Raw genomic sequence first — 25,774 nt, 5'->3', positions numbered from 1 at the left:
GTATATGGGGGCGCCATGCTCGATGTGGTCCTGTTCGAACCCGAGATCCCGCCCAATACCGGCAACCTGATACGGCTGTGCGCCAATACCGGCTTCCGGCTGCATCTGATCGAGCCGCTGGGTTTCGTGCTGGATGACAAGCGGCTGCGGCGGGCCGGGCTCGATTACCATGAGTGGGCGGCCGTGCGCGTGCACCGCAACTGGGCGGCGTTTCTTGCCGATGTCGCCCCGCAGCGGGTATTTGCCGTATCGACCCGCGGGCGCAGCGGCTACCATGAACCCCGCTATGCGCCGGGGGATGCCCTGGTGTTCGGCCCCGAAACCCGCGGCCTGCCCCAGTCGATGCTCGATGCGCTGCCGCCCGAGCAACGCCTGCGCCTGCCGATGCTGCCCGATAGCCGCAGCCTCAATCTCTCCAACGCCTGCGCCATCCTGGTGTACGAGGCGTGGCGCCAGCTGGGGTTCGCCGGCGCCTCAGACCCCATGGCCACTGCCGAGGAGTAAGCGATGTCGATTCAGCAGCGCCTGGCCAAGCTCAATCCTCGCCAGCAGGAGGCGGTGCGCTACATCGATGGCCCCTGTCTGGTACTGGCCGGTGCCGGTTCCGGCAAGACCAGCGTGATCACTTCCAAGATCGCCTACCTGGTGCAGGAGTGCGGCATGAGCGCCCGGCGTATCGCCGCGGTGACCTTTACCAACAAGGCCGCACGCGAGATGAAGGAGCGCGTGGGGCAGATGCTCAAGGGCAAGGAGGGCCACGGTCTGACCGTCTCGACCTTCCACACCCTGGGACTCAATATCATCCGCGGCGAGCTCAAGACGCTGGGCTACAAGCCGGGCTTCTCGCTGTTCGACCCCGAGGATGCCAAGGCGCTGCTGCGCGATTTGATGAACAAGGATGCCCAGGTCGACGCCGAGCAGATCAACGCCGTCCAGGCGCAGATCTCGCAGTGGAAGAACGACCTGGTGCTGCCCGGCGAGGCGCTGTCGCACGCCGTGGACGACGACCAGCACTTCGCGGCGCGGGTTTACGAGGCCTACGGCCGCCACCTCAAGGCCTACAATGCGGTGGACTTCGACGATCTGATCCTGCTGCCGGTGGCGCTGCTGCAGCGCGACCCCGAGGCGCTGGCGCGCTGGCGACGCAAGATCCACTACATGCTGGTCGACGAGTACCAGGACACCAACGTCTCGCAGTACCTGCTGGTCAAGCTGCTGATGGAGGAGCGCAAGACCTTCACTGTAGTCGGCGACGACGACCAGTCGATCTACGCCTGGCGCGGCGCGCGCCCCGAGAACCTGGTCACCCTGGGCGAGGATTTCCCGCGACTCAAGGTGATCAAGCTGGAGCAGAACTACCGCTCCACCGGCACCATCCTGCGCGCCGCCAATACCCTGATCGCCAACAACCCCCACGTTTACGAGAAGTCGCTGTGGTCGGACATGGGCGACGGCGAGGCGATCCGCGTGGTGGTCAACCGCCACGAAGAGGCCGAGGCCGAGCGGGTGGCCAGCGAGATCCTCACCCGGCGCATCAAGGAGCGTGCCGAGTGGCGCGACTTCGCGGTGCTCTACCGCGGCAACTTCCAGGCACGGCTGCTGGAGCTCAAGCTGCAGCATTACCAGATTCCCTACAAGCTCTCCGGTGGCACCTCGTTCTTCTCGCGTAACGAGATCAAGGACGCCATGGCCTACCTTCGGCTGCTGATCAATCCCGCCGACGACAACGCCTTCCTGCGCATCGTCAACGTGCCGCGCCGCGAGATCGGCCCCGGGACCCTGGAGAAGCTTGCCAACTACGCCACCGAGCGCGGCTGCTCGCTGTTTGGCGCCTGCCACGAGTTGGGGCTCGAGCAGTTGCTGCCGACCCGCGCCGTCGAGCGCTTGGGCAGGTTTACCCACTTTATCGACGGCGTGCGGCGGCGCATGGATGGCGGCGATGCGATCCATGCCATCCGCGATATGCTGCGAGAGATGGACTACGAGGCGTGGCTCTACCAGAACGCCAGCGCGCCGACCATTGCCGAGCGTCGCATGGCCAACGTCTGGACGCTCATCGACCAGCTCGAGAAGTCGATGCAGCGCGCGCCGGATGAGACCGGGGATGAGAACCTGGCCAGCGAAGACACCGAAACCGACAGCGTGGAGGCTGCCATCTCGCGGCTGGTGCTACGCGATATCCTCGAGCAGCAGGCCGAGGAGGACGACTCCGACCGCGTCCAGCTGCTCACCATGCACGCCTCGAAGGGGCTCGAGTTTCCCCACGTCTACCTGATGGGCTGGGAGGAGGAGCTGCTGCCACATCGCAATGCCATCGAGGCGGGCACGGTGGAGGAGGAGCGCCGCCTCGCCTACGTCGGTATCACCCGCGCACGCCGTACCCTGACGCTGACGCTGGCTCGACAGCGCAAGGCCTATGGTGAGCTGATGGACTGCATCCAGAGCCGCTTCCTCGACGAGCTTCCGGACCAGGACCTGGCCTGGGAGGGGCGCGCCGACAAGGAAGACCCTGACAAGAAACAGGCGCGCGGCAAGGATGCATTGGCGGGGATTCGTTCGCTGCTGAACTAGCCTTTGCCTGTAAACGTACGAAGGGCGCCGAATGGCGCCCTTCGCGGTAATGGCCGTCAGGTACTCAAGCCACTTATTCTGACTCGGCGACCATAAAGTCGACGATGGCTTCGACCTCTTCATCGGAGAGCGACATATTGCCCCCCTTGGGCGGCATGGCGCCAATGCCATTGATGGCGTGGTCGTAGAGGGTCTCGATGTCCTGGTCGAGACGATCACCCCAGTCGTCACCCAGGATCGGCGCGCCGGCGGCACCGCTGGCGTGGCAGGCGGCACAGCCGCCACTGGCATACAGCGCTTCGCCGTCCAGGCCGTTGTCTTCTTCGGTCGCCGCCACGTCTTCTTCAGCTGCGGCATCTTCTTCACCGTTGGCGGCGAGGTCGGCCTCTTCTTCGCCATTGGCGGCGTCAGTCATGTCGGCCTCATCGTCGCCACCGATCTCCGGCAGATCCCCATCGTAGACCGACTCGATCAGGTAGTTGGTCGACGCCATTACCTCTTCGTCCGAGAGATTGGGGTTGCCGCCGCGGGCCGGCATGGCGCCGATGCCGTTGATGGCGTGGTCGTAGAGGGTCTCGATGCCCTGGTCGAGGCGTGCGGCCCAGGCGTCCGCATCGTCCATCATCGGCGCGCCGGCGGCACCGCTGTCGTGACAGGCGGCGCAGACCTGCCCGTAAATCGCCCCGCCGTCGAGACCGTCGCCATTCTCTGCGACATCGTCAGCGTCTTCGGCGGCCGCGGCGGTGCCGCAGTCCTGGCCCTGCAGACACACCTGGCCCACCGGCTTGAGGCGTTCGGCAATGGCGTCACGATCGACGTCGGCGTGTGCTTGGGAAGCGGCCGCCACGGCCAGGCCCAGGGTGGTCAGGCACCCGATGATCAACTTGCTGGAATTCACTCTCACCACCTCTTACGGTCTGGTATCGAGAACAGCTCGATGCATTATTGTGTAGGACGCCGCCATGCCACCTGTGGCCGCGCCAGGCACGAAGAATGGCCACAGTATACCGGCAACCGGTTTGCCAGGAAAATGCCCCATTGCAGGCCATTTGGCGAAGGGGCGCGCGCAGCGGCCGCGGCGAGGCTGGACACTCGCCGGGCTGGCAGTTAGCATTATGCCCGCCTCACGGCACTGCAGCCCGCTGCAGCCGCGCGCCCATAGCTCAGCTGGATAGAGTACTGCCCTCCGAAGGCAGGGGTCGAAGGTTCGAATCCTTCTGGGCGCGCCAACGAATTTCAAGGGTCTACGGTTCAGCCGTAGGCCCTTTGTCGTTTCTGGCGCCTGCCTTTAGCCCATTAGCGTATTGAGCAGGTGGCGTTCCATCGCTTCGGCGGCGGGAGAGAGGCTCTGTCGTGCCCGACGCAGCAGGCCGATCCGTCGCTCCAGGCGAGGCTCGGCCAGAGGAACGAAGCGCAGCCGCTCATGCTCCTCCTGGAAGGCCAGGCGCGGCAGAGTGGTGATGCCGATGCCGGCCTCGAGCATGGCGGTCAGGGAGATCATGTTGGAAATATATAGCGTGCTCTCGACCAGTAGCTCGGCGGCGGGGGAGCCCTCCAGCAGTCGCGAGGTGCCGTTGCTGATCAAGGGATGGCCGATCAGTGCCTGCCAATGCAGCTGATCATGATTGGCCAGGGGGTGATCGTCGCGGCACACCACCCCTATCTCGTCCTGTAGCAACGGCGTAAAGCTCAGCGCCTCGTCGGGCCGCCATATGCTGGTAATGCCGAGTTCCACCTCGCCCCTGAGTACCATCTGGTTGACTCCCTCGGAGTGGCCGTCCTGAAGGCTGATCTCGATGCCGGGATAGTCGTGCACGAAGCTGGCCAGGATGGCAGGCATCAGCCGGCTGGCCACCGAGGGTACGGCGGCGATATCGACACGCCCGCGCTGCTGGCTGACCAGCGCCAAGGCGTCCTGGCAGATACGATCGTGATGGGCCACCAGCTCGCGAAAGCGTGGTTCGCACCACTGCCCGAAGGGGGTCAGCAGCGCCTTGCCGTTCCCTTTCTCGAACAGCGCTTGGCCGAGACGGGACTCCAGGTCGCGCACCGCCATGGAGATAGCCGGCTGGCTTCGGTGTAGCTGCTTGGCGGCGGCATGAAAGCCCCCGTGATCGACGATGGCGAGTATATAGCGCAGGGGCTGGAGCTTTAGTTCTGGCAGCACGGTAAGCTTACCTGATCAAATTATCTGTTTTATTGATTATCCTTATCTTGGCGGCTCTCCTAGGATGACGTCAACGCTATCCAGGAGGTCATCATGTCATCCCAGCACTCCCTTTATATTGCCGGCCGGTGGATCGAGGGCGAGAGCACCATCGCCAATCACAGCCCGTCGGATCGCCAGGACCTGATCGGCCACTACGCCCAGGCCAGTGTCGCCCAGGTGCACGAGGCCATTGCCGCAGCGCGCCAAGGGCAGCGTGAGTGGGCCAAGAGTGGCCTGGAGCAGCGCTATGCGCTGCTGATGGCCATTGGTGACGAGCTGATGGCACGCAAGGAGGAGCTGGGACGTTTGCTTTCCCGGGAGGAAGGCAAGCCCTTGGCCGAAGGGATTGGCGAGGTGGGCCGCTCGGCCCAGTTCTTCCACTACTACGCCGCCGAGGTGCTGCGCCAGATCGACGAGCGGGTCGACTCGGTGCGCCCCGGGGTCGAGGTGGAGACCCGTCGCGAGCCGGTGGGCGTGGTGGGGGTGATCAGCCCTTGGAACTTTCCCATGGCCACGGCGGTGTGGAAGATCGCCCCGGCGCTGGCTTTCGGTAATGCGGTGATCTTCAAGCCAGCCAATCTGGTGCCCGCCAGCGCCTGGGCGCTGGCCGAGATCATCAGCCGCCAGGCGCTGCCCGCCGGCACCTTCAACCTGGTGATGGGTGGTGGGGGTAGCGTCGGCGAGACGCTGATCTCGAGCCCCGAGATCGATGCCCTGAGCTTCACCGGCTCGCTGGAGGTGGGGCGCCGCGTGGCGGCGGCCACCGCCGGCAATCTGGTCAAATGTCAGCTGGAGATGGGGTCCAAGAACGCGCTGATCGTCGCCCAGGACGCCGACCTCGACCTGGCCGTGGAAGCCGCCTTCAACGGCGCTTACTCCGGTACCGGCCAGAAGTGCACCGCGTCGTCTCGCCTGATCGTCCATGCGGCCGTGCATGACGCCTTCGTTGACAAGCTGGTGGCTCGCCTGGCCAAGGCCAAGGTAGGGCCGGCCCTGGCGGAAGGGGTGCAGATCGGCCCGGTGGCCGAAGCCCGTCAGCTGGAATCCAACCTGGCCTGGATCGAGCGCGCCAAGGCCGACGGCGCCGAGCTGGCCTTCGGTGGCGAGCGCCTCGACTGCGGTAGCGAGGGCTACTTCATGGCGCCGACCCTGTTCACCGGTACCACCAACGCCATGGCCATCAACCGTGAAGAGGTCTTCGGCCCCATCGCCTGCGTCATCAAGGTGGCGGACATGGACGAGGCCATCGCCACCCTCAACGACACGAACTTCGGCCTCACCGCCGGGATCATTACCGATTCCCTGGCCCTGGCCAGCGAGTTCAAGGCCCGCGCCGAGACCGGTTGCGTGATGGTCAACCTGGCCACTGCCGGCACCGATTATCACGTGCCTTTCGGCGGTCGCAAGGATTCGAGCTTCGGCCCCCGCGAGCAGGGGCGCTATGCCCGGGAGTTCTACACCGTGGTCAAGACCTGCTACGTCAAGGCTTGAGGAGCGCTCCATGTCCAAGCAAATGCTGACCGTCGACGGCCTGCAGTACTCCAACTGGTCCCGGGAGATCTTCCAGCAGATGCATGAAGGCGGCGTCGATGCCGTGCATGCCACCCTGGTCTACCACGAGACGACGCGTGAGACCCTCTCGCGGCTAGGCGAGTGGAATCGGCGCTTCGAGCAGAACGCCGACCTGATCATGCCGGTGCGGGAGCCTGCGGATATCCTGCGTGCCCAGGCGGCCGGCAAGGTGGGGATCTTCCTGGGAGCCCAGAACTGCTCGCCGATCGAGGACGATATCGACATGGTGGCGGTGATGCGCCGCCTAGGTCTGCTGATCATGCAGCTCACCTACAACAACCAGAGCCTGCTGGCCTGTGGCTGCTACGAGAGCGAGGACAGCGGCATCACCCGCTTCGGGCGTCAGGTGATCCGCGAGATGAACCGGGTCGGCATGGTCATCGACATGTCGCATAGCGCCGAGCGTTCGACCCTCGAGGCCATCGAGCTTTCCGAGCGTCCGGTGATCATCTCGCATGCCAACCCGAGCTTCTTCCACGAGGCCAAGCGCAACAAGTCCAACCGCGTACTGTCAGCCATCGCCGAGAGCGGCGGCCTGCTGGGCTTCTCGGCCTACCCCTTTCATCTCAAGGGAGGGCCGGACTGCACCCTGGAGGCCTACTGCGAGATGATCGCCCGCACCGTGGACCTGATGGGCATCGAGCACGTGGGGCTGGGTACCGATCTCTGCCAGGACCAGCCGGTCGCGGTACTGGAGTGGATGCGTAACGGTCGCTGGTCCAAGGAGATGGACTACGGCGAGGGGAGTGCCAGTAACGCCGGCTGGCCGCGACCACTGGCCTGGCTACGCGACAGCCGTGACTTCCCCAAGCTGATCGATGGGCTGCGCAACCAAGGCTTCGCCGAGACAGACATCGAACGCATCATGGGACGCAACTGGGTGGCGCTGCTCGAGCGCGTCGCCAGCTAAACCGCATTACGCCAGCTCTTTTTATAACAACAGATAACGAGGCAACGTTCATGAGCAGTCAACCTGATCCGGCGGCCACTCGGCCCTCTGCCACCCGATCGCTGGGCGACCCTGTCGTCCTCGGCCTGAGCGGTGGCTTTATCGTGCTCTTCGTGCTCCTGTCGCTTTACGATACCGAGGGCGTGGCCAACGCCATTGGTGCCGGCTTCGCCTGGACCGCCGCGGTACTCGGCTCCTATTTCCAGCTCCTGCTGCTGCTGACCTTTTTCATCGCCATGGGGCTGGCGGTCTCGCCGGCGGCCAGCGCCAAGGTGGGCGGCCTGGACACACCGGAGTTGAGCACCTTCAAGTGGCTCTCGATCATCATGTGCACCCTGCTGGCCGGGGGCGGGGTCTTCTTCGCCGCCGGTGAGCCGGTCTACCATTTCGTGGTCACACCGCCGGCCTTCGACACCGAGGCGGGCACCGCGGAGGCGGTGGCCGCGGCGCTCGCCCAATCCTTCATGCACTGGGGCTTCCTGGCATGGGCGGTGCTGGGTTCCTTGACGGCCGTGGTGCTGGCCTACTGGCACTACGACAAGGGCCTGCCGCTGCAGCCGCGCACCCTGCTCTACCCGATATTGGGGGAGCGGCTGATGCGCGGCTGGGTCGGTGGCGTGGTGGATGCCTGCTGCGTGATCGCAGTAGTGGCAGGGACCGTGGGCCCCATCGGCTTTCTGGCCACTCAGGTCAGCTTTGGCCTGCATGAGCTATTCGGGATGAGCGAAGGCTATACCACCCAACTCACCATCCTGGTGGTGCTGGGGGCGCTCTATGTCACCTCGGCCGCTACCGGCATTCACCGCGGTATCCAGCTGCTCAGCCGCTTCAATGTCTTTCTGGCCCTGGCCATTGCCGCCGTCGTCTTCCTGTTCGGGCCCACGCTGTTCCTCACTAACGCCTACCTACAGGGGTTCGGTGAGTACATTAGCTCTTTCTTGACCATGGCCACCATGACGTCGGAGACCGCGCCAGGTTGGTGGATGCAGTGGTGGACGGTGTTCTTCTTTGCCTGGTTCATCGGCTATGGCCCCTTGATGGCGATCTTCGTGGCGCGTATCTCCCGGGGGCGTACCATCCGTCAGATGATTCTGGCCGTCGCGGTGATGGCGCCCATTGCCACCACGGTGTGGTTCACCCTGCTGGGCGGCTCGGGGATCCACTACCAGCTCAGCGGGGTCATCGACCTCGGCGAGGCGCTCAACAACTTCCAGTTCGATGTGGCCACCCTGACCGTGGCGCAGGCGCTACCGGGCGGCACCGTGATGGCCCTGGCGATCCTGCTGCTGACCACGATTTTCGTGGCGACCACCGGCGACTCCATGAGCTACGCCATCGCCGTGGTCTGCACCGGCCATGATCAACCGCATACCGCCGTGCGGGTCTTCTGGGGCGTCACCATGTCGCTGATGGCAGCCATCCTGCTGTATATGGGCGCCGGACAGATCGGTGTGCTGCAGCAATTCATCGTAATTACCGCGATCCCTGTCTCTTTGGTGTTGCTGCCCTCGCTATGGCTCGGCCCCCAAGCGGCCTATGCCATGGCCCGGGAGCAGGGACTGACCTCTCGTCGCAGGGTGAACGTCAATGATGAATCATGAGGTTGCCCTGACCCCCCTGAGCCTGCGCCCCGCCGATGAGGTGATGCGCATGGAGCGACTGGGGAGCCTGCATGCCTGCCGTCTCAGCTTCGTGCGCACCCTGGTGCGCCAGATGGGGCGCCAGCGTTGGCAGATCAGCAGGGTACGTTTCGATCTGAACGCCGAAGGGCACGGCACAGCCGTCTATCGCCTGCAGACGCCCCATGGGCGCTACCACGGGGTGATGTTCGCCCAACCACTGGAAGACGAGCGGCGCTCAGATCGGGTGATTGCCGAGGCCTGGGATGTGACCTTCGGTATGGTGGAGGGAGAGGTGGATGACGGTCTGCTGGCGCAGATGGCCGCCAACGTACCGCTGCAGGAGGCGGGGCGCCAGCATCCTCGGGTGCTGGTGCTGTCGCGGGCCAACAAGAGCCTGCGCAACTTTGCCCATTTCGTCGATGCCCTGGCCGCGGGAGAGCAGCCCGACCCCGCCTGGCTGACCCGGGTCGGCTATCTCTATCGCACCACCGCGGTCTACGGCAACGGCAAGTTTGGCATCGCCGACTTTGCCCGCTTGATCGACAATCCGGACTTCCGCCGGCCTTTCTCGGCGCAGATGGCCGGGGTCTACCTGCTGCGCCACTTCTCCATCGAGCAGGTAGAGCATCTGGCTGCCTGCCGGTCCCCCGAGACCGCCCGGCCGTTGGCCACCGAGCTACGTCGCTACCTGGGGATCGGCAACTCCACCGGGCTCGGCATGGCGCCTTTCCTGATCAATCACCCCCAGCTGATCGCGCAGTGGATCACCCAGCGCGAAACGGCGCTGGCGCTGGCACTGCGTCGGATGCCCGAGGAGGGCGACCGGGAGCGGATGATCGCACTGACCCGCCGCGCCATGCAGCACCTGGCCGAGACGGTGACGGAAGATCGTGAACAGAGTGAGCGCAATGCCGCCAGCGTGGCCGCCCTGCCCGATGTGTTGACCTGGCTGGCCAGCGTGCCCCTGGAGCCGGACCTCTGGTCGCAGCTGGTGGAGTGGGGCGCGCGGACCCTGCCCCTGGAGGCCCAGGAGCTGATCAATACCCTGCTGATCGAGCTCTATCCGGAGACGGTGGATGCCCTGGAGGACCAGATGGGTGTCGATGAGAATCTCGACCTGGAACCGGACATGCCGCTGATGCGCTTGCGCCAGCTGATCGAGACCCACTATGGCTGGGCGCTGTCCCACGACTATCAGAGCGCCGAAGGGGCCTACTGGTTCTGGTATCGCTCCGCGGAGAAGGAGGAGCCGCGGCTCGGGGTGCGCCATGCCGAGCCCGGCGCGGAGAAGGAGATGTCGATTGCCATCGGCCCCCGGGTGGCGCATAGCCACCGGGCGATCTGTGACTTCCTGGAGGAGGCGCCCCGCGCCAAGGTGGTCGACTTCCTGCTCGAGCGCCCGCGCCACAAGGAGATCGTGCGCCGCGTGCAAAGCCTGGTGAAGGCGCCCTATGGCGATATTCACGCCAACCTCTGGCATCGCGACATGAAGCCCATGCATCTGCTGCGCGCCAAGCTGGCCTTCTTCGGCGCCAGCCGCTTCGATCCCAAGTCGGACCGCTGGGTCCGGATCACCCTCTTCCAGGGCGCGCCCTTGGTCGAGGAGCTCAACGCCGAGCCGCAAGACCTGGCTGATTTCGATGATTGGAGCTTTCCTCTGGAGCCCCGCCGCGAGGGCGGGGCAGTGCGTCCCCAGTCGCTATCGGGAGAGGTATCCACATGAAGGTGTCGTTCAACGAACTGCAAGGACTCTGCCGCAAGGCCTTTGGCGGTATCGGCTTCGAGGAGGGTGACGCCGCCGATGCTGCCGACATGGTGGCCTGGATGCAGTGCCACGGTTTTAACGGTGTCGATCAACTCAATCGCGGGCTGGATTTCCTGCTCGCCGAAGACCCCGAAGCCCTGCCCCGGGTGATCTATCAGGATGGTGATCTGGCGGTGCTCGACGGGCAGGGGCAAAGCGTATTGCGCAGTATCAGCTTGGCCACCGAGCTGGGCTATGCCAAGGCCAGGGCCCGGGGGCTCTCGGTGGTGAAGATACGTCGTTGTCACAACCGCCAGCTGATCATGGGCTATCTGGCGCGCCTGGCCGGGCGCGGCATCAATATCAGCGCTTTCTGGCGCAATGCCCAGGAGCCGCTGACCGAGCAGGTGGTGGGCTTCCGCGCCGGCCATGCGACACCCGAGATGCGGGTCTACTCGGTGCGCGAGGTGCCCGAAGAGAACGAACCCAACGACGGCATCACCCTGGTGATGGCCAACCACGTAGAGCTGTTACCTTCCCTGGGTGCCGACCACGACCTCGATCTGCTGGCCCACCACTCCGAATCGGAGCTGCTGGCCTGCCGCCAGCGGGCGCTGCAAGACGGCATCGAGGTGGACGACGCCATCTGGTCGCGGCTCAAGACCCTGGCCCATCGACTGCTGGTGGAAGCCAGCGAGGCTTCCCGCAGCGGCGCCGGTAGCGGCGTCAACGACAACGACTGAGCGAGCGAGATCTCATGATTCATCCCGTAAGCACCGACCTCTTCGCCGCCAAGGCGCCCCTGGAGTGGGCCGTGATCGGTAACGGCATCCTGTTTACCGCCCAGATACCCATCGGCGCCGACGGGGCCGTGGTCGAGGGTGGCATCGAACCCCAGGCTCGCCAGACCCTCGAGAACCTGCGGCATACCCTGGAATGTGCCGGGGGCGGCATGCAGGACCTGACCCAGGTGCTGATCTATGTGACCCGTCGCGAGGACCTGGCCACGGTCAACCGCCTCTACGCCGACTACGTCAGCGCACCCTATCCCAATCGTGCTGCCATTATCGTCTCAGGCTTCGCCCGGGAGGAGATGCTGGTGGAAATGGTGGCCTATGCGGCGTTGGAGTCGCCTACTGCAGACCAGAACTGAGCCGATACTCGGCCTTGCGCCGCGACTGAAGTCGGGGAATTAAAGCCGCTGAATATCGATGACGTAGCCGACGATGGGGTAGCCGGCCTTACGGGCGGCCTTCTCGGCTTCCATTTGCGCTTCCAGCTTCGAGATGCTGGTGGAGTGATACTCGAAGGCGGTGTCCATCTCGAGCTGCTTGGTGCGTACCGCCAGCCTGACGATATGGCCGGTCTTCATCGACTTGGCGTCCTGCTTGTCTAGCTTGACGGGGCGTTCGGCGCGCTTGGTCGGGGTGGGCTGTTCAGCGTCAGGCTTGAGGAAGTTCTCGATCTCCTGCTGCATGCGCTGTTCGAAATCGGTCAACTCTGAACTCATGGGCTTCCTGTCGGTGACTGTGGAATAACCGCATGATAGCCGAGTAAGGCAAAGCCCGGCTATTACCGGGCGTTAGGAATTACCTCTTCAGCAGACTCCCTGTTCGATCATGGCGTCGGCGACCCTGCGGAAGCCGGCAATATTGGCGCCCAGCACCAGGTTGGTGGGGTCGCCGAACGCGTCGGCGGTGTCGGCGCACTGCCGGTGGACGTCGGCCATGATCTCCTTGAGCTTGGCGTCGACCTTCTCTAGCGGCCACTGCTGCATGCTGCTGTTCTGGGCCATCTCCAGCTGGCTGGTCGCCACGCCGCCGGCGTTGGCTGCCTTGCCGGGGCCGTAGGCGACCTTGGCTGCGAGGAACAGATCCACGGCATCCGCGGTGGACGGCATGTTGGCGCCCTCGCTGATGCAGTTGACACCATTGCCGAGCAGTGTCTCGGCATCGCCTTTGGTCAGCTCGTTCTGGGTCGCACAGGGGAAGGCGGCGTCGGCCGGGATGCGCCACACGGCATGGCCATCGGCCGGATAGTCTGTCACCGGCACGTAATGGGCCTCGGGATGCGTGGCCAGGTAGGCCTCCAGGGAGACGCGCTTGACCTCCTTGAGCTCCTTGAGCAGTTCGAGATCGATGCCGCGCGGGTCGTGGAGCGTGCCACGCGAGTCGGAGCAGGTGACCGGGGTGGCGCCCAACTCATAGAGCTTCTCGATGGTGTAGATGGCCACGTTGCCGGCCCCCGACACCAGGCAGGTCTTGCCTGCGATGCCCTCGCCGCGGGCCTCGAGCATATTCTGCGCGAAGTAGACCGCGCCGTAGCCGGTGGCCTCCTTGCGACCAAGCGAGCCGCCCCAGCTCAGGCCCTTGCCGGTGAGCACGCCCTCATAGCGGCCGGTCAGGCGCTTGTACTGGCCGTACAGGTAACCGATCTCGCGGGCACCCACGCCGATATCGCCGGCCGGCACGTCGGTGGCGGGGCCGATATGGCGATAGAGTTCGGTCATGAACGACTGGCAGAAGCGCATGATCTCGGTGTCGGACTTGCCCTTGGGATCGAAGTCCGAGCCCCCCTTACCGCCGCCGATGGGCAAGCCGGTCAGGGCGTTCTTGAAGATCTGTTCGAAGCCGAGAAACTTGATGGTGCCGGAGGTCACGCTGGGGTGGAAGCGCAGCCCGCCCTTGTAGGGTCCCAGCGCCGAGTTGAACTGCACCCGATAGCCCTTGTTGACCCGTACCTTGCCGGCGTCATCGGTCCAGCAGACGCGGAACATGATCTGGCGCTCGGGCTCGACGATGCGCTCGATGATGGCGTGGTCGTGGTAGTGGGGGCTGCGCTCGAACAGCGGCCTCAAGCACTCGAGGACCTCTTCGGCGGCCTGGTAGAGCTCGTTCTGGGCGGGGCTGCTCTTGCGTAGGCGGGTAATGGTGTCGTGGACGTAGGGCATTGGACGTTTCCCTCATGCGTAACATTCATTGACAGGGTAGTGGCTAATTGCACCATTATGCGGCACGCGCATGACCCATGTTGAAAATGAACGTCGATATGAGGCGAAATTCTGAAAAATAGAGGCAAGTCGAGCACCAAGACGGTGCAGAGCAAATGTCGGACAAACGCTTAATAAGCGCCCTGGAGGTTGTCTTCCTCCAGGGCGACCATGGGCTGTGGCAACGCATGGCGTGTCAGGGGGCGACGCTGGCGCCCTCGATGCCGTGGCGTTGAAGGGCCTGTTCGACGAAGCCGCTGGCCTTCATCTCCTCGACGAACTCGCGCAGGCAGTCGGCGGCCTGCTCACCGCGGCCTTTGGGCAGTCCCATGGCCTGCTGAATCACCATGAAGCGGCCCGGCAGCAGGCGCAGGCCGCCATGCTGCTGGCTGTCCTGTTCCAGCTGCTGCTTGACCCCGGCGGCAACCTCCAGCTGCTGCTCGACGAACTGCGCCACCACCGCGGTGGAGGTCGGCGCGCGGACGATCTCGGCCTGCTGTAGCTCGCGGCTAAGGTAGAGATCGTAGGCGCTGCCCTTGCCGACCACCACCCGATTACCGGCACGGTCGACCTGGTCGTTGTCGGTCAGCGGCGAGTCGTCGCTGACCAGATAGCAGCCTTCGATCAGTACATAGGGGGCGGTGAAGTGGATACCTTCGCCGCGCAGCGGATCGACGGCGAAGAAGCCGATATCGGCGCGCTCGGCGGTGACGGTCTCCACTGACTGGCCAGCGGAGTCGAAGGCCAGCAGTTCGATCTCGACGCCCAGCCGCTCGGCAAAGGCCCGCGCCAGGTCGACCGAGACGCCGCAGGGCTCGCCACTTTCAGGGTCGCGGCCAGCGAGGATCGGGTTGCCCAGGTTGATGGAGGCGCGCAGCACGCCGGTAGGGGCAAGGGTGTCGCGCAGGGAGGGAGAGATCTGCATGGAAGCCTCGTGGGTCTGTCAGTGGTCGATAAGCGTTACGTTAAGCAATCCGCGTCGCAGGGGGAAGTCAGACGTTGTGCGAGGGTGTTGGGGCCCAGCGCGGGGCGGTTTTGCTCTACACTAGCCGACTTTGGTCATGTGTGATGCGACAGAAGGAGTGAGACCTTGGATCTCGTTTGGTGGTTGGCCTATATGGCGCTGGGCGGTTTCGTCGGCCTGATGGCAGGGCTGCTGGGTATCGGCGGTGGCGGCATCATGGTGCCGGTGCTGACCTCGCTGTTCGTGCTGCAGGGCGTGCCCCACGAGCACCTCGCCCACCTGGCGCTTGGCACCTCGATGGCCGCCATCGTGCCGTCGTCGCTGTCGAGCCTGCGCTCGCACCACCGCCATGGGGCGGTGCGCTGGCAGGTGGTGCGCTATATCACCCCGGGCATCCTGGCAGGTACCTTTCTGGCGACCTTCGTCGCGGCACTGATTCCGACCCGGGGGCTGGCGATCTTCTTTGCCTGCTTCATGCTGCTGATGGCGGCGCAGATGATGATCAACCTCAAGCCCCAGCCGTCGCGTGGCCTGCCGGGCCCACTGGGGGTCAGCGCGGCGGGGGCCGGTATCGGCGGTATCTCGGCGCTGGTGGCGATCGGCGGCGGGGCGCTTACCGTGCCGTTTCTCACCTGGTGCAACATCAAGGTCCAGCACGCCATCGGCACGTCCGCAGCGGTGGGGCTGCCGATCGCGCTGGCCGGGGCGCTGGGCTACCTGATCAACGGCTGGAGCGTCAGCGGTCTGCCGAGTGCTGCGCTGGGCTATGTCTACCTGCCGGCGCTGCTGCTGATGGCGCCGCTGAGCATTGTCACCGCCCCGCTGGGGGCGCGGCTCGCCCACCGCCTGCCGGTGGCGACCCTCAAGCGGGTGTTCGCGGTGATGCTGGTGATTCTGGCCATGCAGATGGTCTACACGGTTTCCTCAGCGTAGCGGGTCGAGCAGTTCGCTAAGCCCGTTATGGTCGATCTCGTGCATCAGCGCCAGCAGCCGGCCCAGTTCGCCCTGGGGGAATCCCTCGCGGGCGAACCACGCCAGGTAGGGGCCGGGCAAGTCGGCGATTAGGCGCCCGGCGTACTTGCCGTAGGGCATCTTCATGCTGACCAGGGTCTGCAGATCTTCGGGGTGCATCGGCGGCGTTCCTCTACGGGCAAATCGCCGCTACTCTACGATGCCTGCCGCGCCAAGACCATTGCATCAGCGGCCTGTTTAAACCGAGACGCCCAAATAGCGGCCTAGCGTCGCTTCATCGGACATCGACTCGCCGTCGGCGGTCTCATGCACGATCTGCCCCTCCGACATGAAGTAGGCGCGGTCGGCCGCCAGCATCGCCGCCTTGACGTTCTGCTCGATCAGCAGCACGGCGACCCCCTCGCGGCTCAGCTCCTTCAGGCTCGCAGCGACATCCTCGACCACCGCCGGGGCCAGGCCCTCGGTAGGTTCATCGAGTATCAGACAGCCCGGGTTAGTGACCAGGGCGCGGCCGATGGCCAGCATCGAGCGCTCGCCACCGGAGATCTGATCGCCGTAGGCCCGGCGGCGTCGGCCCAGCGAGGGGAACAGCTCGAACACGCGGCTGGTCGTCCAGCGCTGGCCGGTGGGCCCCTTGCGGGTGTTCAACTGCAGGTGCTCGTCGACGCTGAGCGAAGGAAACAGACGCCGCCCCTGAGGCACATAGCCCACTCCCAGGTGGGCGATACGCTGCGGTGACCAGCCGAGCACCTGCTGCCCGAGCAGCGTCACCGAGCCGCTTGCTCGGGGAGGGGTAAGTCCCATCAGCGCCCGCGCCAGGGTGGTCTTGCCCACCCCATTGCGGCCCATGATCGCGACGCACTCCTTCCCGACGCTGAAAGTCAGATCCTGTAGCGCCAGGCCCAGCCCGTAGTGGGCCTCGAGGCGCTCGACGCCTATCATCGTGTCAGCCATTGGCACGCCCCAGATAGATATCGCGTACGCCCTGGTGGGCGGAAATTTCCTCAGGCGTCCCTTCGGCGAACATCTCGCCCTGATGCAGCACCGATATGCGATCGCTGAGTGCCAGCACCATCTCCATATCATGCTCGATCATCAGCAGGGTCACCTCCTGTGGCAGATCCTGCAGAATGCCCTGTAGCACTTGGCGCTCGGCATGGGAGAGGCCTGCAGCGGGCTCATCGAGCAGCAGCAGCCGCGGTTTCTGCGCCATCACCATGGCCAGTTCCAACTGACGCAGGGTGCCGTAGGAGAGATTGGCCACCGCCTCATCGAGCACGGGCGTCAGCCCCAGCTGGTCGGCGGTGGTCATCAGGTCGTCGTCGAGGCGAGACTGCCAGGGCTGCCACAGCGACGGCAGTCGGCCGTCTCCCCTGGCCAGCGCCAGGTTCTCCCGGACGGTGACCGAGGGTACCAGCGTGGATACCTGATAGGTGCGGCCGAGCCCCTTGAGGGTACGCTGGATGACCGAGTCGCGGGTGATATCCTCGCCGAAGAAGCCGATAGATCCACGGTCGGGCTTGAGCTCGCCGGCGATCATGTTGAACAGCGTGGTCTTGCCGGCGCCGTTGACGCCAATCAGCCCGCGCCGCTCTCCGGGCGTGACGCGCAGATGGACATCGCTGGCCACCATCAGCGAGCCGAAGGACTTGGCCAGGCCGGCGACCTCCAGCGCCGGCACAGGGCTCATCTCGGGTTGTGCGTCAGTCATAGTAGGGGTCCGCACAGCTGCCCGGCGGGAAGTCGCGGCTGTCGGGTTCGCCGGCCAGGTATGCCTCGGCCTCGAAGGGGCCGAACTGGCTGACGCTCTCGTAGGTCTTGATCGGCACGTTGACCAGCCGGCCGTCCACCTCCTGCACCTCGTTGATGTAGATGTTCTGTACCGGGTTGCCGTAGTCGTCGAGGTGGAAGGGGCCGCGCGGTGCGTCCGGCATTTCGGTGGCGCGCAAGGCGGCAATCACCGCGTCGCGGTCGCCGCCGTTGGCACTCTCGAAGGCATCCACCGCCATCTTGAAGGCCACGTAGCCGTGCTCGGCCGGGGCCAGCGGCATCACCTCATCGCCGTGCATCGCCCAGAAGGCATCGCGGAAGGCCAGGAAGGTGTCGCTCTCCAGGCCTTCGGCATACTGTAGCGCCGAGAGACCGCCGATGGCCTGCTCGCCCATCTCCGGCAGGTCGCCTACGGCGAAGAAATTGGAGCCCCCCAGCAGCGGCATGCGCGCGTCGATACCGAAGTCGTGATACTGCTGGAAGAACGCCAGGCCATCGCTGCCGGCGCCGTTGTAGAGCAGCGCATCGCCATCCGGGAGGGTGGCCAGAATGGAGCTGTAGTCGGAAGTGCCGGTGGGGTGCCAGATGCGCTCCACCGATTCCCCGCCCGCGGCGCAGAAGCCCTTGAGGAAACCGCCCAGCTGGTTGTAGGGGAAGGAGTAATCCTGCCCCACCATGACGATGCGCTGGTGGCCCAGCTCCTCGGCGACGTATTCGCCGAAGGCGAACATCGGCTGTGCCCCGGTCCAGCCGGCACGCACCACGTTTTCGGCGCGGTCGCGCATGGTAATGTCCTCGGGTGCCGAGTAGGAGATCACCGTCGGCATGCCCGAACCCTTGGCCCACTCCAGGCCGGCCAGGCCGGTGCCGCCCAGCACCGGTCCCACCACCAGATCGACGTTATCGCGGGACTCCATGGCCCGCAGCCGGTCGACGGTGGTCTCGGCATCGCCCTGGGAGTCGTAGAACTCGACCTCTAGATTGAGTGCGTCGAGGCGCTCGGCAAGTTCCTCCATGGCCAGCTCAACGCCCATGCGTTGCTGTTCGCCAAAGAAGGAGAATACTCCGGTGGTGGGGCCGATCACCCCGATACGCAGCGTGTCGTCGGCTTGCAGGTGGGCAGTGGCGCCTACCGCCAGGGCGGATACGCTGCCTATGATGAGCGTCTTGGCGTACTTCATGGCTCTTCTCCTTGGGTTGTTGTTGTCGCGGAAGCCTGTGGCTTCGATTTGCGTTTGAAACGCTGCTCGAGCACGTCTGCCAGCCCCCGGGGCATCAGCAGAATCGAGAGCAGCAGGACCAGGCCGATCACCATCATGTGTCGGTCGGTGTACTGGGCTACCAGAGTTTCCAGGGTGATCAGGACGGCCACCCCGAGAGCAGGGCCCAACAGGCTGCGATAGCCGCCCAGTACCGCGGCGGTCAGCACCCACACGGCGTGCCCCAGGCCCAGCGGTGACGGCGACATGATGCCCATGTCGTAGACCAGGAAGACCCCCGCCACCCCGGCGATGGCCCCGGCCAGCACGAAGGCGCTGAAGCGGGCCAGGGCAACCGGATGGCCCAGGGCGCGCATGCGCTGCTCGTTCTCCTGTATCCCCAGCAGCAGTAGCCCGAAGGGCGAACGATACAATCGCCACACGGCGAGGAAGATCGCCACCGTGACCGTCGTGACCAGTACGTAGAAGACCCGGGTAGCATTGAAGTCGATACCGCCATACACCGGCATGCGTACCCCGGCGATGCCGTTGTAGCCGCCGGTGACGTCGACCCACTGGAACGACAGCGCCCAGACCATCTGCCCCAGAGCCAGCGTCAGCATCAGGAAGCCCACCTTGCGTGAGCGCACGGTCAGCAGGCCGAAGATCACGGCGCTCAGCGTGGTGAGCAGCAGTGCCAGCGTGACCACCAGCGGAAAGGGCAGGCCGAAGCGCACTCCCAGAATGGCGACGGTATAGCCGCTGATGCCGGCGAAGGTGGTCTGGCACAGCGAGAACCAGCCCAGCCGACCTGCCAGCAGCGAGAAGCTCAGCGCCGCCAGGGCATAGATCATCGCCCGGTTGGCTTGGGAGACCGCATAGTTGCCCATCAGCAGCGGCCATGCCACGAGGACGGCGAGTAGCGCCAGAATGATCAGGTATTCGCGTTTCATGCAGCCCTCCCGAACAGCCCTTGAGGGCGGAAGACCAGAATCAGCGTCATCGGCAGGAACAGAAAGAACAGCGCGAACTGCGGCAGATAACCGGTGGCGAAACTCGACACCATGCCGGTGATCAGCGCACCGACCGCGGCGCCCTTGAGTGAGCCCATGCCGCCGATGATGATCACCACCAGCGACAGCATCAGCACCCGCACGTCGAGCCCTTGGGTCAGCGACATGTAGGAGGTACCCACCACGCCGGCCACGCCGGCCAGGAAGCTGGCCACGGCAAACACGCCGCCGAACAGCAGCGGCACGTTGATGCCCTGGGACATGGCGGTTTCGCGATCATCGACGCCGGCGCGGATGGCGGCACCGAGGCGGGTATAGGTCATCACCAGCCACAGCGCGATGCCCAGCAGCACGGCAAAGACCATGATCAGCACCCGGAAGTAGGGGTACATCATCACGCCGAGGTCCACCGGTGCACGCAGCTCGCGGGGCAACGGCAGGCTCACCGGCTGCCCGCCATACACCACCAGCAGGGCGTCGGCGATGATCAGCCCCACGGCAATGGTCAGCAGCGCCTCGGAGAGATCCAGGCCGCGCACCCGCTGCAGCAGGAAGCGTTCCATCAGCAGGCCGACCAGCAGGGCGATGGCACCGCCGGCCAGCAGGCCCAGCGTCAGACTACCGGTGTCGCGAATCACCTGGACCCCGACATAGCCGCCCAGCAGATAGAAGGCGCCGTGGGCCAGGTTGACCACGCGCATCAGCCCGAAGGCCAGGGTCAGGCCGCTGGCCATGATGAACAGCAATGCCGCCATGGTCAGGCCATTGAGGGTCAGAAAGTAGAAGGTGTGCACGGACGCACCTCCCATTTGATCGAGCGTGGCGTTGCCAGTCGGCTGTTATTATCGTTACAACACATGGCGATCAGCCCCGCCGGACGTTCTTGAAGGCTCGGGTCTGTTCGGTCAGGGCGCGCTCGGTGGGCAGGCGCTCCATGCTCGAGGCACCGTAGAAGCCATGGCAGTCGCGGCAGCGGGCCAGGATGTACTCGGCATCCTGTGGGTCGGCAATCGGGCCGCCGTGGCAGAGTATGATGACGTCGTCACGCACGGCTCTGGCCGCTGCCGCCCAGTCATTGATCGCCGCCACGCAGTCGTCAAGGCTCATGGCGGTCTCGGCGCCAATGCTGCCCCCGGTGGTCAGGCCCATGTGGCAGACGATGATGTCGGCACCGGCTTCCGTCATGGCACGTGCGTCGTCGGCGCTGAACACGTAGGGGGTGGTGAGTAGCCCCGCCTCCCGCGCTTGCCGGATCATGTCCACTTCCTGGGCATAGCGCATGCCGGTCTCTTCCAGGTTGGCGCGGAAGGTGCCGTCGATCAGGCCCACGGTAGGGAAGTTCTGCACGCCGGCGAAGCCCATCGCCTTGAGCTCGGCCAGGAAGGGCTCCATGAACACGAACGGGTCGGTGCCGCATATGCCCGCCAGCACCGGGGTGTTCTGGGTGACCGGCAGTACTTCCCGGGCCATCTCCTTGACGATCTCGTTGGCGTTGCCATACGGCATGATCCCTGCCAGCGAGCCGCGCCCGGCCATGCGGTAGCGCCCGGAGTTATAGATCACGATCAGGTCGATACCGCCGGCTTCCTCGCACTTGGCCGATAGGCCGGTCCCGGCGCCACCACCCACGATGGGCTCGCCGCGTGCCACCATGGCCTGGAAGTGCGTCATCAATGCTTCTCTATTCCAATGTCTCAATTGTCTTTCCTCGGAGCTGTCGTCATGACGTCCTGAAAGTGCTCGACCAGGGCGGCGGCAAACTCGGGATCGTTGATATTGAAGGGGTAGCGGATCAAACGGCGCTCGGGGGTCTGCTCGACGGTGGCTTCGAGAGCCTCGAACAGCGCCGCGTCGGCCTCGGGGTCGTGGAAGGGCTGGCCCGGCGCGTCGAGCGCCGAGACGCCGCCTTCAGGAAGTAGAAAACGCACCGGCCCGCGGCTGCGGTTGAGCTTCTCGCCGATCCAGCGGCCCATGCGCGCATTCTCCTCGGCGGTGGTGCGCATCAGGGTGATCTGCGGGTTGTGCTCATAGAACAGGCGCTGGCGATAGGCCGCCGGCACCGTGTCCGGTGCGCCGAAGTTGACCATGTCCAGCGCCCCCACCGATCCGACATAGGGCAGTGCTTTGCGGGCGATGACGTCGAGGCGCTCTGCGCCGGCGCTGAATACGCCGCCCATGAACAGATCACAGATCTCGGTGGTAGTGACATCGAGCAGGCCTGCGATCATGCCGCTGTCGGCGAGCTTCTCCAGCGAGCGACCGCCGGTGCCGGTGGCGTGGAACACCAGGCAGTCATAGTCGGCCTCGAGAGCACTACTGAGTTGATTGACGCAGGTCGTGGTCACCCCGAACATGCTCAGGCCGATGGCCGGCTTGTCCTCGGCGACCTCGGGCACCTGGCCTTGCAGCATGCCGGCCAGGGCATGGGCGGCGTTGCCGAGTACCCGCCGCGAGATGCGGTTGAGGCCAGCCACGTCGGTGACCGAGTAGAGCATGGCGATGTCGCTGGGGCCGACATAGGGCGCCACGTTGCCGGAGGCGATGGTCGAGACCAGCAGCTTGGGCACGCCGATATCCAGCTCGCGCAGCGCCGGGGCGATCAGCGCGGTACCGCCGGAGCCGCCGATCCCCAGCGCGCCACCGAGATCCTGACGGCCCGGCAGCCAATGGCGCAGTGCTTCTGCCATGGCCGCCACGGCGCGGCCGCGGTCGTCGACGAACACCGCGGCGGCCCCCTCGGGGTGGCAGGTAGCCACCTCGGCGGCGCTTACGTCGGCGACCCCTTGGGCGTCGCCTCGGGTGCCGACATCGACGACGCAGCTGGCGACGCCGGCGGCCGTCAGGCGCTCGCGCAGGTAGCGTAGTTCGCCGGCCTTGGTGTCGCAGGTGCCGATCAGATAGGCGATGGGTTGCATGAGTGCCTCCTAGCTGGCGCGCTCGGCGGCCCCTTCGAAGGCCAGGCGGAAGGTGTCGCCGACGCGCTGGACCACGTCATCATGGTCAGCGTCGTCGACCTCGAACTCCGCCCACCACTCGCCGAAGCAGTGGCCGCTGGTGGTGATCGGCTTGAGGCGCATCTCCGACACATAGCCACGCACCGGCAGCGCCGGGGCGTCGAGGATCCGATAGCAGCACAGATGCTCGCGGTCGGAGAGCGACAGCAACTCCTCGCGGATGGCGTTGCCGTCGTGGTCGTGGAAGTGGCGCACGCAGCCCACCTGGTCGGCGGGCTTGCCGTCCTCGATATAGCTCTTGGCGAAGAACGGGTGGTAGTCGGGCAGGCCGTTGAAGTCGCGCAGTACGCGCCAAGCTTGTTCCAGGCTGATCGGCATGACGGCACTGACATAGACGCGGGTCATGGTGTGCTCCTTGTTATGGTGTGGCTTATGAGATGGCCTTGAACTGGCGGATCTGCTCGGTGAGCGCGATCTCCGTAGGCAGGCGCTCCATGCTCGAGGCGCCGTAGAAGCCATGGCATAGCTTGCTCTCGCGCATCACATAGGCGGCGTCTTCGGGGGTGGCGATGGGGCCGCCGTGGCACAGCACCAGCACATCGTCGCGTACCTCGCGCGCCGCCGCCGCCCACTCATCGATCAGCCGCACCGACTCGTCGAGTGTCTTGGCCGAGGCGGCGCCAATGGTGCCGCCTACCGTGACCCCCATATGCGCGACGATGATGTCGGCGCCGGCCTCGGTCATCGCCACTGCCTCCTCGGCGGAGAACACATACGGCGTGGTCAGCATGTCCATCTCATGGGCCTGGCGGATCATCTCCACCTCGTCGGCGTAGGTAATCCCGGTCTCCTCCAGGCTGATGCGGAAGGTGCCGTCGATCAGGCCCACGGTGGGGAAGTTCTGCACCCCGGAGAAGCCCAGGTCCTTAAGCTCGCGCAGCAGCTTGGGCATGATTACGAAGGGGTCGGTGCCGTTGACCCCGGCCAGGACCGGGGTGTGCTTGACCACCGGCAACACCTCCAGCGCCATCTCCTGGACGATCTGGTTGGCATTGCCGTAGGCCAGCAGGCCGGCAGAGGATGCGCGGCCGGCCATACGGTAGCGCCCGGAGTTGTAGATCACGATCAGGTCGATGCCGCCGGCCTCCTCGCACTTGGCCGAGATGCCGGTGCCGGCGCCGCCGCCGATGATTGGCTGGCCGCGTGCGGCCATGTCGCGAAAGCGGGCCATCAGGGTGGTTCTATCGAGCTGGGCCATGCTGGCCTCCTTGGTTGTGAGGTTCGAGTAGGGTTCAGCGGTGGCTATCGGCATGCGCGCTGGCGTGAGGCGTCGTGTCAGGCGGCGCTGTGGGCGACCGACGTGACGCCAACAGCTTGCCTAGCTCGCCCACCACGCCCTGGCGGAACATCAGTACGCAGGTCATGAACACCACGCCGATGATCACCGTGACCCAGGCACCGAACGGGTCCAGGTAGTGGTTGAGGGTGGAGACGATGGCCGCGCCCACGGCGGGGCCAAACACGGTGTTCATGCCGCCCAGCAGGGTCATTAGGATGACGTCGCCGGAGGTGTGCCAGTGGACGTCATAAAGTGCTGCCAGCTGGAAGATGATCGCCTTGAGCGAGCCGGCGATGCCCGACAGGCCTGCGGAGAGGGCAAACACCAGCACCTTGTAGCGGGCCACCGGATAACCCAGCGAGATGGCGCGCGGCTCGTGTTCGCGGATCGCCCGCATTACCTGGCCGAACGGCGAGTTGACGGTGCGCCACACGACCCACAAGCCGGCGCCGACGATGCCCAGCACCACGTAGTAGAGGGCGGTATCGTTGTTGAGGTCGAGTACCCCCAGAAAGGTGCCGCGTGGAATCCGCTGCAGTCCGTCCTCGGCGCCGGTGAAGGGCGCCTGTAGAAAGAAGAAGAACACCAGCTGTGATATCGCCAGGGTGATCATCGCCAAATAGATGCCGCTGCGGCGAATCGCCAGGGCGCCGATCACTGCCCCCAGAAACGCAGCCACCAGGCCGCCGGCAAGAATCCCCAGTTCGGTGGGCACGCCATAGGCCTTGACCAGCTGGCCGGTGACATAGGCGCCGCTACCGAAGAAGGCGGCGTGGCCGAAGGAGAGAATGCCGGTATGCCCCAGCAGCAGGTTGAAGGCGCAAGCGAACAGCACGAAGCACAGCGTCTTCATGATGAACACCGAGTACACCAGCTGTGGGAAGAAAGGCACCGCCAGCAGCGCTAGCAGGCCGACGATCAGCAGCGGCCAGGTCAGGGAGCGAAGTTGCATGGTCAGCCCTCCTCTCGGCCGAACAGACCGGCCGGGCGTAGCAGCAGTACCAGCACCATGACCAGAAACACGATGGTCGAGGAGAACTCCGAGTAGAACACCCGGGTGAAGCCCTCCACCACGCCCAGCCCCAGGCCGGTGACAATGGCGCCCATGATCGACCCCAACCCGCCGATGACCACTACCGCGAAGATGATGATCACCAGGCTCGAGCCCATCGATGGATTGACGTGAAAGATCGGCGCGGCGAGCACCCCGGCAAACGCTGCCAGGCCCACGCCGACGCCGTAGGTCAGGGTCACCAGACGCGGCACGTTGATGCCGAAGGCCTGGGTCAATTCGGCGCGCTCGGTGGCGGCGCGCAGGTTGGCGCCCAGCGAGGTGCGTTCGATCACGAACCAGGTCACCAGGCACACCAGTAGTGCCGCGACGATCACGAACCCGCGATACATGGGCAGGATCATGAAGCCAAGGTTAAGGGTGCCGCGCAGCGCTTCCGGAGTGGCAAAGGGTTGGCCGGAGGAGCCGAAGGCGACCCGGAAGCCGCCCTCCAGCACCAGTACCAGGCTGAACGTCAGCAGCAGGCCGTAGATCGGGTCGAGCCCGTACAGCCGGCGCAGGAACAGCCACTCGAACAGCATGCCGAACAGTGCGACGGCCAGCGGTGCCACCAGCAGGGTGGTCCAGTAGTTGGCGCCAAGGTGCTGGGCCAGCAGGAAGGCGGTGAAGGCACCCAGCATGAAAAAGGCACCGTGGGCGAAATTGACGATCTTGAGCACGCCGAAGATGATCGCCAGGCCGAGGCTCAGGACGGCATAGAAGGAGCCGTTGACGATACCCAGCATGAGCTGACCCATCAGGGCCTGAATGGGTACACCGAAGATATCCATGATTGACTGCTCACAGAGAGAACAAAGGGACGACGGTCGGTATCACGGTGCTGCCCGGGGGAGTC

Annotated in this window: 26 protein-coding genes and 1 tRNA gene; 10 read left to right on the top strand and 17 right to left on the bottom strand. The window is 65.2% G+C overall.

Annotated features, from left to right (window positions below; all coding sequences use genetic code 11):
- Positions 1–15: 15 nt before the first annotated feature.
- Both trmL and rep read left to right on the top strand, forming a co-directional pair.
- A complete protein-coding gene (gene trmL, locus BLT16_RS07490; RefSeq protein WP_089657918.1) occupies positions 16–504 on the top strand; it encodes a tRNA (uridine(34)/cytosine(34)/5-carboxymethylaminomethyluridine(34)-2'-O)-methyltransferase TrmL in 489 nt (162 codons plus the stop codon).
- A gap of 3 nt (positions 505–507) precedes the next feature.
- Positions 508–2,571, top strand: a complete 2,064-nt coding sequence (gene rep / locus BLT16_RS07485) for a DNA helicase Rep (RefSeq protein WP_089657917.1) — start codon at positions 508–510, stop codon at positions 2,569–2,571.
- A 73-nt stretch (positions 2,572–2,644) separates the two neighbouring features.
- Here the strand turns inward: rep and BLT16_RS07480 are convergent, their stop codons facing one another.
- Entirely contained in the window at positions 2,645–3,469 is an 825-nt protein-coding gene (locus BLT16_RS07480; protein ID WP_089657916.1) for a c-type cytochrome, read from the bottom strand.
- A gap of 254 nt (positions 3,470–3,723) precedes the next feature.
- Between BLT16_RS07480 and BLT16_RS07475 the strand changes: the two genes are divergently transcribed.
- A tRNA-Arg gene (locus BLT16_RS07475) sits at positions 3,724–3,800 on the top strand.
- 59 nt (positions 3,801–3,859) lie between these two features.
- Here the strand turns inward: BLT16_RS07475 and BLT16_RS07470 are convergent.
- Entirely contained in the window at positions 3,860–4,738 is an 879-nt protein-coding gene (locus BLT16_RS07470; RefSeq protein WP_089657915.1) for a LysR family transcriptional regulator, read from the bottom strand.
- A gap of 93 nt (positions 4,739–4,831) precedes the next feature.
- Here BLT16_RS07470 and BLT16_RS07465 point away from each other — a divergent pair, with 93 nt between their 5' ends.
- The 6 genes from BLT16_RS07465 to BLT16_RS07440 are packed head-to-tail and all read left to right on the top strand — an operon-like array spanning position 4,832 to position 11,820.
- On the top strand, positions 4,832–6,271 hold the full coding sequence (locus BLT16_RS07465) for an aldehyde dehydrogenase family protein (RefSeq protein ID WP_089657914.1): 1,440 nt from the start codon (positions 4,832–4,834) through the stop codon (positions 6,269–6,271).
- Positions 6,272–6,281: 10 nt separating this feature from the next.
- Complete coding sequence (locus BLT16_RS07460; protein ID WP_176817186.1) at positions 6,282–7,262, top strand: dipeptidase; 981 nt, start codon at positions 6,282–6,284, stop codon at positions 7,260–7,262.
- A gap of 50 nt (positions 7,263–7,312) precedes the next feature.
- Positions 7,313–8,902: a BCCT family transporter gene (locus BLT16_RS07455; RefSeq protein WP_089657913.1), complete on the top strand. Its 1,590-nt coding sequence runs from the start codon at positions 7,313–7,315 to the stop codon at positions 8,900–8,902.
- The gene (locus BLT16_RS07450) at positions 8,892–10,646 is read left to right on the top strand and encodes a hypothetical protein (protein ID WP_245701525.1); all 1,755 of its coding nucleotides are present in this window, start codon (positions 8,892–8,894) and stop codon (positions 10,644–10,646) included. Before BLT16_RS07455 ends, BLT16_RS07450 begins: the two co-directional genes overlap by 11 nt.
- Positions 10,643–11,410: a DUF3726 domain-containing protein gene (locus tag BLT16_RS07445; protein ID WP_089657911.1), complete on the top strand. Its 768-nt coding sequence runs from the start codon at positions 10,643–10,645 to the stop codon at positions 11,408–11,410. Before BLT16_RS07450 ends, BLT16_RS07445 begins: the two co-directional genes overlap by 4 nt.
- A gap of 14 nt (positions 11,411–11,424) precedes the next feature.
- Positions 11,425–11,820: a RidA family protein gene (locus tag BLT16_RS07440; protein ID WP_089657910.1), complete on the top strand. Its 396-nt coding sequence runs from the start codon at positions 11,425–11,427 to the stop codon at positions 11,818–11,820.
- A gap of 39 nt (positions 11,821–11,859) precedes the next feature.
- Here the strand turns inward: BLT16_RS07440 and BLT16_RS07435 are convergent, their stop codons facing one another.
- From BLT16_RS07435 to BLT16_RS07425, 3 genes are all read right to left on the bottom strand, one after another.
- Complete coding sequence (locus tag BLT16_RS07435) at positions 11,860–12,177, bottom strand: hypothetical protein (protein WP_089657909.1); 318 nt, start codon at positions 12,175–12,177, stop codon at positions 11,860–11,862.
- Between the two features lie 87 nt (positions 12,178–12,264).
- Positions 12,265–13,617 carry an NADP-specific glutamate dehydrogenase gene (gene gdhA / locus BLT16_RS07430; protein ID WP_089657908.1) on the bottom strand — a complete coding sequence of 451 codons (1,353 nt, stop codon included), beginning with the start codon at positions 13,615–13,617 and terminating at the stop codon, positions 12,265–12,267.
- 235 nt (positions 13,618–13,852) lie between these two features.
- Complete coding sequence (locus BLT16_RS07425; protein WP_089657907.1) at positions 13,853–14,581, bottom strand: ABC transporter substrate-binding protein; 729 nt, start codon at positions 14,579–14,581, stop codon at positions 13,853–13,855.
- A 165-nt stretch (positions 14,582–14,746) separates the two neighbouring features.
- On the opposite strand from BLT16_RS07425, the gene BLT16_RS07420 reads away from it, so the two are divergent.
- A complete protein-coding gene (locus tag BLT16_RS07420; RefSeq protein ID WP_089657906.1) occupies positions 14,747–15,553 on the top strand; it encodes a sulfite exporter TauE/SafE family protein in 807 nt (268 codons plus the stop codon).
- Here BLT16_RS07420 and BLT16_RS07415 read toward each other — a convergent pair.
- From BLT16_RS07415 to BLT16_RS07360, 12 genes are all read right to left on the bottom strand, one after another.
- Positions 15,545–15,751 carry a DUF3820 family protein gene (locus BLT16_RS07415; RefSeq protein ID WP_089657905.1) on the bottom strand — a complete coding sequence of 69 codons (207 nt, stop codon included), beginning with the start codon at positions 15,749–15,751 and terminating at the stop codon, positions 15,545–15,547. The genes BLT16_RS07420 and BLT16_RS07415 overlap by 9 nt on opposite strands.
- A gap of 78 nt (positions 15,752–15,829) precedes the next feature.
- On the bottom strand, positions 15,830–16,546 hold the full coding sequence (locus BLT16_RS07410) for an ABC transporter ATP-binding protein (protein ID WP_089657904.1): 717 nt from the start codon (positions 16,544–16,546) through the stop codon (positions 15,830–15,832).
- Positions 16,539–17,303 (bottom strand): ABC transporter ATP-binding protein, encoded by a 765-nt coding sequence (locus tag BLT16_RS07405; RefSeq protein ID WP_218124425.1) that lies wholly within the window; start codon positions 17,301–17,303, stop codon positions 16,539–16,541. Before BLT16_RS07405 ends, BLT16_RS07410 begins: the two co-directional genes overlap by 8 nt.
- On the bottom strand, positions 17,296–18,543 hold the full coding sequence (locus BLT16_RS07400) for an ABC transporter substrate-binding protein (protein WP_089657903.1): 1,248 nt from the start codon (positions 18,541–18,543) through the stop codon (positions 17,296–17,298). Before BLT16_RS07400 ends, BLT16_RS07405 begins: the two co-directional genes overlap by 8 nt.
- On the bottom strand, positions 18,540–19,514 hold the full coding sequence (locus BLT16_RS07395) for a branched-chain amino acid ABC transporter permease (protein ID WP_089657902.1): 975 nt from the start codon (positions 19,512–19,514) through the stop codon (positions 18,540–18,542). The genes BLT16_RS07400 and BLT16_RS07395 overlap by 4 nt, the downstream gene beginning before the upstream one ends.
- The gene (locus BLT16_RS07390) at positions 19,511–20,368 is read right to left on the bottom strand and encodes a branched-chain amino acid ABC transporter permease (protein WP_176817185.1); all 858 of its coding nucleotides are present in this window, start codon (positions 20,366–20,368) and stop codon (positions 19,511–19,513) included. The genes BLT16_RS07395 and BLT16_RS07390 overlap by 4 nt, the downstream gene beginning before the upstream one ends.
- Positions 20,369–20,438: 70 nt before the next feature.
- A complete protein-coding gene (locus BLT16_RS07385) occupies positions 20,439–21,245 on the bottom strand; it encodes a phosphoenolpyruvate hydrolase family protein (RefSeq protein ID WP_089657900.1) in 807 nt (268 codons plus the stop codon).
- A 23-nt stretch (positions 21,246–21,268) separates the two neighbouring features.
- A complete protein-coding gene (locus BLT16_RS07380) occupies positions 21,269–22,489 on the bottom strand; it encodes a Tm-1-like ATP-binding domain-containing protein (RefSeq protein ID WP_089657899.1) in 1,221 nt (406 codons plus the stop codon).
- 9 nt (positions 22,490–22,498) lie between these two features.
- Positions 22,499–22,933 (bottom strand): SRPBCC family protein, encoded by a 435-nt coding sequence (locus tag BLT16_RS07375; RefSeq protein ID WP_089657898.1) that lies wholly within the window; start codon positions 22,931–22,933, stop codon positions 22,499–22,501.
- 25 nt (positions 22,934–22,958) lie between these two features.
- Positions 22,959–23,786 (bottom strand): phosphoenolpyruvate hydrolase family protein, encoded by an 828-nt coding sequence (locus tag BLT16_RS07370; RefSeq protein ID WP_089657897.1) that lies wholly within the window; start codon positions 23,784–23,786, stop codon positions 22,959–22,961.
- A gap of 34 nt (positions 23,787–23,820) precedes the next feature.
- Positions 23,821–24,819 carry a branched-chain amino acid ABC transporter permease gene (locus BLT16_RS07365; RefSeq protein ID WP_089657896.1) on the bottom strand — a complete coding sequence of 333 codons (999 nt, stop codon included), beginning with the start codon at positions 24,817–24,819 and terminating at the stop codon, positions 23,821–23,823.
- A 2-nt stretch (positions 24,820–24,821) separates the two neighbouring features.
- Positions 24,822–25,709 carry a branched-chain amino acid ABC transporter permease gene (locus BLT16_RS07360; RefSeq protein ID WP_089657895.1) on the bottom strand — a complete coding sequence of 296 codons (888 nt, stop codon included), beginning with the start codon at positions 25,707–25,709 and terminating at the stop codon, positions 24,822–24,824.
- Between the last annotated feature and the right edge of the window lie 65 nt (positions 25,710–25,774).

Origin of the sequence: Franzmannia pantelleriensis (assembly GCF_900102875.1) — a bacterium.
Taxonomy (GTDB): Bacteria; Pseudomonadota; Gammaproteobacteria; order Pseudomonadales; family Halomonadaceae; genus Franzmannia; species Franzmannia pantelleriensis.
This window is presented reverse-complemented; position numbering and strand designations above follow the sequence as displayed.